Source organism: Chryseobacterium sp. HNCC26DJ239 (assembly GCF_057180445.1).
In genome coordinates, this window is the sequence record NZ_JBXUGJ010000003.1 from 144,696 (window position 1) to 157,846 (window position 13,151).

Sequence of the window (13,151 nt, forward strand, 5' to 3'; positions counted from 1 at the left end):
TTGAATGGCAACATTCAAAAATTAATCTAAAATCTAAAATCTAAAATTTAAAATCTAACAAATGTCAAATAAAAATAAATCAAGTAGATTTAATAAAATAACCATCGGTTTAGCTTCTCCAGAATCGATTCTTCAAGAATCGAGAGGTGAGGTTTTAAAGCCGGAAACTATTAACTACAGAACACACAAGCCAGAAAGAGATGGTTTGTTCTGTGAAAAAATCTTCGGCCCTGTAAAGGATTACGAATGTGCTTGTGGTAAATACAAGAGAATTCGTTACAAAGGGATCGTTTGTGACCGTTGTGGGGTAGAAGTTACGGAGAAAAAAGTGCGTAGAGAGAGAATTGGGCATATCAATTTGGTAGTTCCAATCGCTCACATCTGGTATTTCCGTTCTTTGCCAAACAAAATCGGTTACCTTTTAGGAATTCCTTCTAAGAAATTAGACATGATCATCTACTACGAAAGATATGTAGTGATTCAGCAAGGTATTGCTAAAAAATTAGACGGTTCTGATTTCGATCATATGGAGTTCTTAACAGAAGAAGAGTACCTAGATATTATGGAAACTCTTCCAATCGAGAACCAATATCTTGATGATTCTGATCCAAACAAATTCATCGCTAAAATGGGTGCTGAAGCTGTTGAAGAATTGTTAAAAAGAATCGATCTTGATGCATTGTCTTTCGACTTGAGACACAAAGCTCACAATGAAGGTTCTAAGCAAAGAAGAACTGAAGCTCTAAAAAGATTGAACGTTGTAGAAGCATTAAGAGGTGCGAATACAAGAATGATCAACAGACCAGAGTGGATGATTATGCGTGTACTTCCAGTTATCCCACCAGAATTAAGACCATTGGTTCCGTTGGATGGAGGGCGTTTCGCAACTTCAGATTTAAATGACCTTTATAGAAGAGTTATTATCAGAAACAACCGTTTGAAGAGACTATTGGAGATTAAAGCTCCTGAAGTAATCTTGAGAAACGAGAAGCGTATGCTTCAAGAATCTGTAGATTCATTATTCGATAATACAAGAAAATCTTCTGCAGTAAAATCTGAATCAAACAGACCATTGAAATCACTTTCAGATTCATTGAAAGGTAAGCAAGGTCGTTTCCGTCAGAACTTACTTGGGAAAAGGGTAGATTACTCTGCGCGTTCGGTAATTGTTGTAGGTCCAAACTTGCAACTTCACGAATGTGGTATTCCTAAAGATATGGCTGCGGAATTGTACAAACCATTCATCATTAGAAAACTAATTGAAAGAGGGATTGTAAAAACAGTAAAATCTGCAAAGAGAATTATTGATAGAAAAGAACCAGTAGTTTATGATATTCTAGAAAACGTGATGAAAGGTCACCCAGTACTATTGAACAGGGCACCTACACTTCACAGACTAGGTATTCAGGCATTCCAACCTAAGATGATCGAAGGTAAGGCAATCCAACTACACCCGTTAGTAACAACGGCATTCAACGCCGATTTCGACGGTGACCAGATGGCGGTACACTTGCCATTAGGTCCTGAAGCAATCCTTGAAGCTCAGTTATTAATGCTAGGTTCTCAAAACATCTTGAACCCTGCAAACGGTTCTCCGATTACGGTACCTTCTCAGGACATGGTTCTTGGTCTTTATTTCATGACTAAAGAATTGAGCTCTACAGAAGAAAGAAAAGTTCTAGGAGAAGGTCTTGCATTCTATTCTCCTGAAGAAGCAGAAATTGCTTATGCTGAAGGTAGAGTATCTTTAAATGCTAAAGTAAGATGTAGACTTCCTATTAAAGAAGACGGTGAAATCGTTACAAGATTAATCGAAACTTCTGTGGGTAGAATTTTATTCAACCAAATTGTACCTAAGCAGGTAGGATATATTAATGAACTTCTTACTAAGAAATCATTAAGAAACGTAATCGGTAAAATCCTTGCTGATACAGACTTCCCTACAACTGTGAAGTTCTTGGATGCAATGAAAGATTTAGGATACTCAAACGCATTCAAAGGTGGTCTTTCATTCTCATTAGGTGATATTGTAGTTCCTGCTGAGAAAAAGAAAATGATTGCAGATTCTATTGAGACTGTAGACGAAATTAGAGCCAACTATAACATGGGTCTAATTACAGATACAGAACGTTATAACCAGGTAATCGACGTTTGGACAACAACCAACGCAAACCTTACTGAAATGATCATGGGCAGAATGAAAACCGACCAAGGTGGTTTCAACTCTGTATATATGATGCTTGATTCTGGAGCGAGGGGTTCTAAAGAACAGATCCGTCAGTTATCAGGGATGAGAGGTTTGATGGCAAAACCGCAAAAAGCTGGTTCTACTGGTGCAGAGATCATCGAAAACCCGATCCTTGCAAACTTTAAAGAAGGTCTTTCGATTCTAGAATACTTTATCTCTACCCACGGTGCTCGTAAAGGTCTTGCGGATACCGCTCTTAAGACTGCCGATGCAGGTTACTTAACGAGAAGATTGGTAGACGTTGCACAAGACGTAATCGTTACAGAAGACGATTGTGGAACATTAAGAGGTACTGAAGTTACTGCACTTAAGAAAAACGACGAGATTGTTGAAAAAATCTCTGAAAGAATCTTAGGTAGAGTTTCTTTACATAATATCTACGACCCTGAAAGTGATGAATTAATCGCAGAAGCAGATCAGGTAATCAGTGAGCCGTTGGCTAAGAGAATCGAAGAAGCTGGACTAGAAGCGGTTGAAGTACGTTCGCCACTTACTTGTGAGGCTAAAAAAGGTATCTGTGCTAAATGTTACGGTAGAAACTTGGCAACAGGTAAGATGATCCACATGGGTGAAGCAGTAGGAGTAATTGCAGCACAATCAATTGGGGAACCAGGAACTCAGCTTACGTTGAGAACCTTCCACCAAGGGGGTACTGCAGGAAACGTTTCTGAAAACCCTTCAATCGTTGCAAGAAGAGACGGTATCGTTGAAATGGATGAGGTAAGAACTATTACTTCTGAAGATGAAAACGGTAATACAGCTGAAGTTGTAGTTTCTCGTTCAACAGAATTTAGATTAGTAGCAGATAACGAAGCTAGAACTCCGTTAATGGTTGCTAACGTTCCTTATGGTTCAATCTTATCAGTAAAACCTGGTGATAAAGTAAGCAAAGGAGATACAATCTGTAGATGGGATCCGTATAACGCGGTAATTATTGCAGAAACTGCAGGTAAGGTAGAATACGAGGATATTATCCAAGGTATTTCATTCCAACTTGAAATTGATGAACAAACAGGATTCGAAGAGAAAGTAATCTCTGAATCTAGAAATAAGAAAGCCGTACCTACCTTAAAAGTAGTAGATTCTAAAGGTGTTGAACAAAAAGGTTACAACTTACCGGTAGGAGCCCACTTAATGGTAAACGATGGTGAAAAAATTAAGGCTGGTAAAGTCCTAATCAAAATCCCAAGAAAATCTGCAAAAGCAGGGGATATCACCGGAGGTCTTCCGAGAGTTACCGAATTATTCGAAGCGAGAAACCCTTCAAACCCAGCTGTTGTTACAGAAATTGATGGTGTAGTTTCTTACGGAAAAATTAAGAGAGGTAACCGAGAATTGATCGTTGAAGCAAAAACTGGAGAAAGAAAAATTTACTTAGTTAAATTATCAAACCAGATCCTTGTTCAGGAGAATGACTTCGTAAGAGCAGGAGCACCGCTTTCAGACGGTTCAATTACGCCAGACGATATCTTAAGAATTAAAGGCCCAACTGCGGTTCAGGAATATCTAGTAAATGAAATTCAGGAAGTTTACCGTCTTCAGGGTGTAAAAATCGACGATAAGCACTTCGAAATCATCGTAAGACAGATGATGACGAAAGTATCTATCGTAGACGGAGGTGATACTCAGTTCCTTGAAGGAGCTTTGGAGCACAAATACGACTTCTTAGAAGAAAACAACAGAGTATTCGGTCTTAAAGTAGTAGTTGATGCAGGTGATTCTAAAGAATTCAAACCAGGTCAAATGATTACTGCAAGAGAATTAAGAGACGAAAACTCTAAATTGAAGCGTGAAGATCAAGCTTTAGTAGAAGTAAGAGAAGCTTTACCAGCAACGGCAACACCAGTATTGCAAGGTATTACAAGAGCGGCTCTTCAAACTAAATCGTTCATGTCTGCAGCATCGTTCCAGGAAACTACTAAAGTTCTTAACGAGGCAGCTGTAGCAGGTAAGATTGATGATCTGAACGGTCTGAAAGAAAATGTAATTGTAGGTCACAGAATTCCTGCAGGTACAGGTCTTAAAGAGTATCAAAACGTGATCGTAGGTTCTAGAAAAGAATTCGAAGATCTTAACTAAAATTAATAAATTGAAATTTGAGTTTTGAATTTATTTTTATATTTTCACAATCTCAAATTTCAATTTTAAAAAATATAATTTATAAAATGGACAACAATCAAAATCCACAAGACGGAAACATCAACATCCAATTAAACGAAATGGTAGCTTCAGGAGTTTACTGTAACTTAGCTTTAGTAAACCATTCTCCATCTGAGTTTGTTGTAGACTTCATCCAGCTTATGCCAGGAGTTCAGCAAGCTAACGTAAGATCTAGAGTGATCTTGGCTCCTCTTCACGCAAAGAGAGTTTTAGCTGCACTTCAACAAAATGTTAACAACTACGAACAACAATTTGGTGAGATCAAAGAAGTTGAGCCTTTCGTATTAGGTGGTAACAACGTAAACGCTTAAGATTTTTCTTAAACATACATAAGAATGCCTCAGTGAAAACTGGGGCATTTTTTTTACTATAAATTTTAAATAGGATTAAAAAATCTATTTTAATATCATAATTAAAGAGTACTAAATTTCTAAGTATCATTATATTAAATAAAAAAGCTTTCAATGTAATAGTTTATCTTCTTGTTTTGAGGTGGTTACAATTATTTAATTATATTTGCGCAAACTGTATAAATGAAAAGATATTCTATATTAGCTATGATCTTATGCGTTGCGGGTAACCTCTATGCACAGGAAAATACGAATCTTAAAAGTGATCAAAAACGTCTACTAGAACTATATTCTAAATATAATAAAAGACTCAAAAAGCAACATAAAGAAGCGAAATTAGCAGGAACGCCACCAGATCTTTACAATGAAGAAGATTTCAAAAGAACAATGGATCCTGTTACGGGTGAAAGCAATTTCTATAAATTAGCAAAGTTAAATACTGAGATTGCTCAAGGTAGATATGCTCCTACTAAACGTATGTCTTTTATTGGAGGTTCAGAATCTTCTACAACAGGTAAAATAGTTAATGAACCTTGGATTGAAAGAGGTCCTTACAGTGTGGGTGGTAGAACGAGGGCTATCATGTATGATCCAAACGATCCTACAGGAAAAAGAGTTTTTGCAGGAGGTGTTTCTGGAGGTCTGTGGGTAAATCAAGATCCGTCAGTAAGTACAAATCAATGGACTCCGTTAAGTACTTTTTGGGCAAATACTTCAATATCATGTATTGCGTACGATCCTAATAATCCACAAGTTATTTATGTAGGAACCGGAGAGTCTTCAACATCTGACGCTATTGGATCAGGAATTTGGAAATCTACCAATGGTGGAACTACTTGGACACAAATTTTTACAATAGCTCCTACATATAACGGCAATGTAAGAAGTGGAAACTTCTATATTAATGATATTAAAGTAAGAAATAATGGAGGTGTTTCAGAGGTTTATGCCGGAGTGAGCGGTGCTTATAACTTTGGAGCTTTTCATGGTATAAGCCAAGCAGGTTTGTATAAATCTACCGACGGCGGAGCTACATTTACAAAGAATACAAGTTTATTAGCACCGACAACATCGGGAGGAACAAGTTCGATAGGATATTCTATTCAACAAATAGAAATTGGCGCGGATAATTCTGTTTGGGTTTCAACAAGAACATCATTGTATTCAACTATCGCTTCAGGAGGTAGAATTTTAAAATCTGCTGATGGAACAACTTTTACAGAAGTTTATAATGTTGGAAATAATGGGTCTAGAGTTAATTTTACTCTTTCAAGAACCAATCCTAATAAAGTTTATGCGTTAATGCAGGGTGTAAGTAGCAGTACTGAACCTGTTCGTATGGCAAAATCAACAGATGGAGGTATAACATGGGATGTTACCGATGGTATAAATTTTGCGATTACACTTCCTACTGCAACTGACACAGGTATTCCTGCTAATGATTTTACCAGAGGTCAATCTTTCTACGATCTCGTTATTGCAGCAGACCCTCTAGACGATAATACAGTATATGTTGGAGGTATTGATTTATTCAAATCTACAAATGCAGGCTCAAGTTGGACTCAGATTTCTAAATGGTCTAACAATAATAATATGGCTGCTTTGGCGGTATCTACAGTACACGCAGATCAGCACGAGATCGTTTTCAATCCGTTTAATAATTATGCGACCAACCAAATGCTGTTTGGTAATGATGGAGGAATTTATTACGCAGCAAATAAAAATACAATAGGATCTACAGGAGGTTTTTCTGCAAGAAATACGAGATACAATGTTACTCAGTTCTATAGTGCGACGCTGAACCCAACAAAGACTCCAGCAAATGAAGAACTTTTGGCAGGAGCTCAAGATAATGGCTCTTGGTGGTTGTACGGAGTTCCACAAGCGAATAACTTTTTGACTAGCCAATCTGCTACAGGAGGTGATGGTATGCAGACAGAATATGATGATGCAGACAATTACCAAATTGCAAGTTACGTGTATAATAGTCACTATTTAATTAATAGTAATATTTATTACATAATCACTACGAGTGCAAACAGAAATACCGGGCATTTTGTGAACGAAATTGCTTTAGATAGAGTTAATAATACTTTCTTTTCTTATCGTTCGGGGCTATCAGTATTTATGACAAGTGGCTTATCTGCCACATCTACCACTGCATCATTTACCAATAATGTATTAACAGTAGGAACTGCTCTTTCTGGAGAGCAAATTACTTGGATGAAAGTTTCTCCTCACACAACAGCCTCTACAACATTATTTGTTGGGACAAATTTGGGAAGAATTTTTAAAGTAACTAATGCCAATTCGGCTACAGCTTACTCATCAACCGTTCTTACAGCGCCTGCAACAGGAACGATTTCTGATATAGAATTCGGAAAGAACGAAAATGAAATCATCGTTACTTTATCAAATTATAATCTTACCAGTGTTTTCTATTCTACAAATGGAGGAACTTCTTGGCAAAACAAAGAAGGTAACCTTCCAGACATGCCTGTAAGAACAGTACTACAAAATCCTGATGATGAAAATGAAGTAATTATCGGTACAGAAATGGGAGTGTGGGGTACAACGAATTTCCTTGCAACTACACCCACTTGGGCTTCTATTACAGGAGATATAGGAAATGTAAGAATTACAAATTTAGATTACAGACCAGCAACCAGAACAGTTTTGGTTTCTACCTATGGTAGAGGAGCGTGGACTAACCAAAATACCGTAGTTTCATTAGGAACAAACGAAGTTAAATCTAAAAAAGATGAGGTAAGAATCTATCCAAACCCATCAAAAGGGATTTCTCACCTAAGATTTGATTCTTCGAAATACGATGCAGTTGATATTAGTATTTTTGATGGGGCAGGAAGATTGGTGTACAGCAAAAAGAATGTAAAATCAGACGAAGAATTCGGCCAAAGATTAACACCTGGAAATTACATATTGAAAGCAGATGCTAAAGGTACAACTGTATTTAGCGGCAACTACTTAGTAATTGGTAAAGTAACTACCAATGGTGAAGATGATTAATAAATGAATAATCAACTATTCATAATGATATTTTGGATTCTGGCGCTTTCTTGTAAAGCGCCAGTTTCCTCTTTTTCTCAAACTAAAGTTTCGCTTATTTCTGCCGAAAAAAACAATTGGTATGGCGGAAGAGAAGGCATTAAAGGAATTACGTATTCTGTAAAGCTGAAGTTGAAAAACAAGAAAGACATCATTACTATAAAATCCTTTAAGGCGGAAGGAAATATCGTAAGTTTCAGACAAGCGATTTCCGGTGATGTTGTAACAGTAATCGGAACTTTACAAACTCATCATACATCTGAAATTTTTGCTGATAAACCTTCAGTAAATGTGGAGGAAAGCTCTCCAAAACTAAGTCCTAAAGACAATAGGATAGAATTTGTGACCAACAATTCTAAAAAAACATATTCTTTAAACATTCCGGAATTTACTTCCGTAGAACCTGTGGAAGAACTTATTCCGCAGAGACAATAATTTTTTCTTTTTGTACAAAAAACTATTCTGTTTATTTCTGATAATCCCTGTAGCCGTTATATTTTTTAATGTAGCGCATACCATTATTTCTTTTGTTCAGAAAGAATTGTATGAAACAACGCAAAATCATTTAGCTAAAAACAAATTTGAGAAATCAGATACCGTTTGTTTCTCAGAAAACGATTTAAAAAACGCTGTTTGGAAAGAAGAAAGAGAATTCATATTAAAAGGTTTCTCTTACGATGTCATCAAAATTTATTCTAAAAAAGGGACAAAATATTTCTACTGTTATTTAGACAAAAAAGATATTGTTCTCAATTCTTTACTAAAAATTTCAGAAGCTTTTACAAAGAAAAACACCAACAAATGGAAGTGTTTTGATTTGCCTAAACATGCAAAAAAAATTATTAAAACATCCTATTTTTTCGTTTTTTTTGAATCTGAAGATTTTATTTTTTTCAACAATACTTGTATCAAGTCCACATCAGAATATTTTTACAGGTTAAAAATAACGGCTTGTCAGTCGATTGTAATTCCGCCTCCGGAATGGTTTTCTTAAAACCTAATCAAACTATTTACAAGACAATTAATTTTTAATCAATGAAAAAATATATATGCATTGCGGCTGTATTGGGCTTTGCAATGGCAAACGCGCAACAATCACAGGAAAATAAAATTGATGAAGTTGCAATTCAAGGACGAAAAAAAATCAAACAAGAACGTGCAGAATTCAAAAGACACGCACAATCTGTAGAAACACTTTCTGAGGAAGAATTAAACAGAAATAATCCTGCAGCGATTGAGCAAACCTTGTCTACAATGCCCGGAGTTCAGGTAGATAAAAGAACAAATTTTGGCGGACAAAGATTGGTGGTTCGTGGGTACGGAAACGACCAAAAATTCAATAACTGGGGCGTAAAAGCGTATTGGAACAATATGCCTTTAACCAACGCAGAAGGAATTACAATTTTAGACGATATCGATTTTGCTCATGTGAATAATGTTGAGGTAATTAAAGGTCCTGCCGCAACTTTATATGGAGGTGGAGTTGGCGGTGCGGTACGTTTCTACACGCGTCCCGATTTTACGAAGGGAATAACCATTTCTGAAAATGCTCTATTGGGTGCTTTTAAAACATTTCAATCTCGTACGCAGGTGAATGTTGCTGATGAAAATTACTCAATTAACGCAGCTTACGGTCACCTTGAAACCGATGGTTACAGACCGAATGGAGGAGGTTTAAAGAACTTTTTCAACGTAAACGGAACCGTTAAATTAAGCAAAAACGACCAGTTGAGCTTCTTCGCAAGTCAGGCGTATTCTTATGAACATACTTCTGGGCAAATTTCTTACGACGATTATTATGCGGGAATCGATAATGGAAACCCAGCGTATATTCGAAAAAATGCAGGAACAAAAATTAAATCTACAAGAGTTGGGATCAGTAATTCATTAAACATTCTTCCGAATCTTAAAAATTATACCACTCTATTTTATTACAATGGAAATACAGAAAGTGTTTCAGCGGGAGCTTTTGGAGTAAATAATGCACCAAATGTTGGGTTGCGTTCTACTTTTACCCTCAAAAATGAATTTAATAATTTTGAAAACAGATTAGATTTTGGTACAGAAATTCAAAACTCAATGTCTACTGTTTCGAGTTATCGTTTTACGGGTTCTATTACAAATCCTTTAGAAACTACAGGGATTTCTGGAGCATCATATTTTAAGTATAACAATAATCAAGCGACATATTTTGCTATAGATTATTTAACGTACAAACCTTGGGGACTTACTTTGTTGGCGGGGATTAGCGCGAACAAAACCAATTACGACAGAAAAGATCTGTATGCGCTTCCGGGATTAATTTCTGGTAAAAAAGATCAATCTTTTCAAAAAGAGTACGAAACCGCTTATACACCGCACATTGCTTTACAAAAAGAATGGAAAAATCAAATTTTCAATTTGAGCTATAGTGAAGGTTACAATGCTCCAACGGCAAGTTCTTCGTTCATTACATATACCAATATGGCAAATAATAACCTTCAGCCTGAACGTGCAAAAATGTTTGATTTCAGCGTGCATGGTTTGTTGCTCGATACGAAATTAGATTATCAGGTTTCGGTTTTCAGAATAGATTATGCTAATAAATTAACACAGTTAGCGATTCCCGATTCTAATAACCAAACGTATTGGGCAAATACGGGAAGCCAGAAAAATAATGGTCTGGAGCTAAGTATTGGTTACCAATATAAAAGCGAAAGTTCTTTTATCGAAAGAGTAGTGCCTTTTGTAAATATGTCTTATTACGATGCGAAATACAAAGATTTTAAAACTAAATTGTTGGGGGCAGAACAAACATACGACCACAAAACTGTAGTGGGAGTTCCAAGAAATAAATATGCAATTGGAGTAGATATTTTTACAAAACCAGGTTTTTATTGGGTAAATACGTACAATTATTTAGGAGATGTATATACTGATTTTAATAATACCAACCTCGTGAAAGGTTTTGGATTGCTAAATTCTAAATTGGGTTACAAAAAATCTTTCGGAAGATTTGATGCTGATGCTTATGTAATGGGAAATAATCTCACCAATCAAATTAATTATACGTTCCTGTTTTTAGGAAATAATATCAACGATTCTGATCAAGGAAGTGGTTATGCAAAAGGATTGGCAACCGATTTAAGTCCCGGTCCAAGCAAAGCTTACTTCTTTTACGGTGTAAATTTGAAATTCAAGCTTTAATATTTTAGCGAAGACTGTCTTAAAAGGCAGTCTTCTTTTTTTATAAAATTTATTTTTTTTCATTAATAATAAAATTACAATAAGATATAAAAAATCATAAATAAATTATCATAAGAATTATTCAGTTTTATATCTTTGTTTTTAGATAGGTATTAATAAAATGGTAAATAATCAGTTTATTTCTGATAAATTTGGATTTTTAGGTGAAGATTTTTTTGCAGAATTTGAAAAGCATGCAATTTTTACTGAGATAAAAGCAAAAACAGAAATCGTAAGAGAAGGTCAAAAAAATAAGTTTGTTCCGTTCTTAATCAAAGGTTCTATAAGGGTTTTTTCTCTTAATGATGGGCGAGAACTTATTTACTATTACGTAAGACCAAACGAAAGTTGCTTAATGACTTTTTCTTCTATTTTTTCAGATTTAATTAGCCGAATTTATGCAGTTGCCGAAGAAGATTCGGAAGTTATACTAATTCCGGTTTCTGTGGTGCATGAGTGGCTAATCAGGTTTCCACAGATCAATAGAATCTTTTACAGCGAATACGAAAAAAGATTTGTAGATGTAATGCATATGGTGAATGATGCGGTATTTCATAAACTGGATAAACGTGTGGTAAACTACATTAAACAACAAATTTCAATCAACGGACAGAACCCAATTAAGCTTACACATAAAGAAATTGCCAATAATTTGGGCACTTCAAGGGAAGTTGTGAGCCGAGTTTTGAAAAAAATTGAAAACGAAGGCGAAATCAGTCAAACCAAAGAAGGAATCAAAATGCTTGTTTTATAGATTGTTAGATGAATCTAATAAATTATGTTAAATATTTTAATTGGTTTCGATTGATAAAAACAATATAGTCGGTGACTTTTATCACCATTTTTTGTAGTCATAAGTCGATAAGTTTGCTAGACAAAACTAAACTATTTTGCGTATGACAAAAACTCTCTTTTTTTTGTCGATGTTAGCTTCAAGTCTTGCCTTTGCACAGGAAGATTTGTTGAAGGATATTGACACAATCAAAACCGATCAAGGTGTTTCACAACCCGCTTTCAAAGCTCTTCAGATTGTAACGGGGCAATCTACAAAACTTACTGCCAAAAAAGAATGGTACATCGTTGTGGCGCACAGATTTGGCGATGTAAGCAAAGGTTTTAAAGACTTTTTTGGTCTAGACGATGCTTCTACCAAGTTGGGCGTTATTTATGGGATTACAGACAATGTTTCTGTAAGTCTTTCACGCGAAACCAATTTAAAAACTTTCGAAGGTGCGGTAAAATATCGATTGGCAAAGCAAAACGAAAATTTTCCTTTCGAAATTGTAGGCTATAATGTAATGGCAACCAATACAGATCTCAGTACAGATCTCTACCCAGGATTGCGTTTTAGCGATAGGCTTTCTTATCTCACACAGGCTTTAATTTCGAGAAGATTTAGCGATAAATTTTCATTGCAGCTTACGCCATCTTTTGTGCACAAAAATCTTTACGAACCAACCATTGAAAACGAAAATCAATTTCTTGGTGGCGTAGGTGGCCGTTTGAAAATTTCTAAAAGAATGTCTCTGAATGCAGAGTATTTCGTGAATTTTGATAATCATAATTTTTATAAAAATCCGCTTTCTTTAGGATTAGATATAGAAACTGGAGGTCACATCTTTCAGTTGTTGTTTACCAATTCTCAGCTGAATTCGGATATAGGTTATCTTACCAACGCAACCGGTAAATGGGGTAAAGGACAGATTTTTTTTGGGTTTAATCTATATAGAGTATTCTAATGAGGAAGATAATATTTCTATTAAGTGTTGCAGCCATCAGTTTGGCTTGCGAAAGCAGAACGTATGAAGAAATTTCGGATCAGACACCGGCGCCAACAATTGTAAAGTATACGGCAGATGTTAAACCTATTGTAGATGCCAATTGTATAAGTTGCCACAATTCCGGAGGAGCAGCTTCGTTTTTGCCTCTTACCAATTATACGCAGCTGAAAAATAATATTGATAATGTTATTGATCGCATTCAGCGTGCCAATGGTGATGCGATGAAGATGCCACAAGGCGGCTCATTGTCTCCGTCGCAGATTACTATTTTTACAAAATGGAAAGCCGATGGTCTTCTGGAAAACTAACCTAATACATTTT

General features: G+C 35.8%; 9 protein-coding genes. All 9 read left to right on the forward strand.

What is annotated here, in order from left to right; translation table 11 throughout:
- The first annotated feature begins 61 nt into the window (after positions 1-61).
- The 9 genes from rpoC to AC2A1D_RS07405 all read left to right on the forward strand — a co-directional run bounded on the left by rpoC (position 62) and on the right by AC2A1D_RS07405 (position 13,138).
- Complete coding sequence (rpoC, locus tag AC2A1D_RS07365; RefSeq protein WP_484042985.1) at positions 62-4,327, forward strand: DNA-directed RNA polymerase subunit beta'; 4,266 nt, start codon at positions 62-64, stop codon at positions 4,325-4,327.
- An 86-nt stretch (positions 4,328-4,413) separates the two neighbouring features.
- On the forward strand, positions 4,414-4,719 hold the full coding sequence (locus tag AC2A1D_RS07370) for a DUF3467 domain-containing protein (protein ID WP_484042987.1): 306 nt from the start codon (positions 4,414-4,416) through the stop codon (positions 4,717-4,719).
- A gap of 222 nt (positions 4,720-4,941) precedes the next feature.
- Positions 4,942-7,785 carry a T9SS type A sorting domain-containing protein gene (locus AC2A1D_RS07375; protein ID WP_484042988.1) on the forward strand — a complete coding sequence of 948 codons (2,844 nt, stop codon included), beginning with the start codon at positions 4,942-4,944 and terminating at the stop codon, positions 7,783-7,785.
- Positions 7,786-7,788: 3 nt separating this feature from the next.
- The gene (locus tag AC2A1D_RS07380; protein ID WP_484042989.1) at positions 7,789-8,259 is read left to right on the forward strand and encodes a hypothetical protein; all 471 of its coding nucleotides are present in this window, start codon (positions 7,789-7,791) and stop codon (positions 8,257-8,259) included.
- 10 nt (positions 8,260-8,269) lie between these two features.
- Positions 8,270-8,818 carry a hypothetical protein gene (locus AC2A1D_RS07385; protein WP_484042990.1) on the forward strand — a complete coding sequence of 183 codons (549 nt, stop codon included), beginning with the start codon at positions 8,270-8,272 and terminating at the stop codon, positions 8,816-8,818.
- 41 nt (positions 8,819-8,859) lie between these two features.
- The gene (locus AC2A1D_RS07390) at positions 8,860-11,010 is read left to right on the forward strand and encodes a TonB-dependent receptor (RefSeq protein WP_484042991.1); all 2,151 of its coding nucleotides are present in this window, start codon (positions 8,860-8,862) and stop codon (positions 11,008-11,010) included.
- 160 nt (positions 11,011-11,170) lie between these two features.
- A complete protein-coding gene (locus AC2A1D_RS07395; RefSeq protein ID WP_484042992.1) occupies positions 11,171-11,803 on the forward strand; it encodes a Crp/Fnr family transcriptional regulator in 633 nt (210 codons plus the stop codon).
- 142 nt (positions 11,804-11,945) lie between these two features.
- On the forward strand, positions 11,946-12,788 hold the full coding sequence (locus tag AC2A1D_RS07400; protein WP_484042993.1) for a DUF5777 family beta-barrel protein: 843 nt from the start codon (positions 11,946-11,948) through the stop codon (positions 12,786-12,788).
- On the forward strand, positions 12,788-13,138 hold the full coding sequence (locus AC2A1D_RS07405) for a c-type cytochrome (protein ID WP_484042994.1): 351 nt from the start codon (positions 12,788-12,790) through the stop codon (positions 13,136-13,138). The genes AC2A1D_RS07400 and AC2A1D_RS07405 overlap by 1 nt, the downstream gene beginning before the upstream one ends.
- Positions 13,139-13,151: the final 13 nt, after the last annotated feature.

Bases quoted from the DNA above. Each gene is read 5' to 3' on its own strand.
- rpoC (WP_484042985.1), top strand. From the start codon at position 62: ATGTCAAATAAAAATAAATCAAGTAGATTTAATAAAATAACCATCGGT.
- AC2A1D_RS07370 (WP_484042987.1), top strand. From the start codon at position 4,414: ATGGACAACAATCAAAATCCACAAGACGGAAACATCAACATCCAATTA.
- AC2A1D_RS07375 (WP_484042988.1), top strand. From the start codon at position 4,942: ATGAAAAGATATTCTATATTAGCTATGATCTTATGCGTTGCGGGTAAC.
- AC2A1D_RS07380 (WP_484042989.1), top strand. From the start codon at position 7,789: ATGAATAATCAACTATTCATAATGATATTTTGGATTCTGGCGCTTTCT.
- AC2A1D_RS07390 (WP_484042991.1), top strand. From the start codon at position 8,860: ATGAAAAAATATATATGCATTGCGGCTGTATTGGGCTTTGCAATGGCA.
- AC2A1D_RS07395 (WP_484042992.1), top strand. From the start codon at position 11,171: ATGGTAAATAATCAGTTTATTTCTGATAAATTTGGATTTTTAGGTGAA.
- AC2A1D_RS07400 (WP_484042993.1), top strand. From the start codon at position 11,946: ATGACAAAAACTCTCTTTTTTTTGTCGATGTTAGCTTCAAGTCTTGCC.
- AC2A1D_RS07405 (WP_484042994.1), top strand. From the start codon at position 12,788: ATGAGGAAGATAATATTTCTATTAAGTGTTGCAGCCATCAGTTTGGCT.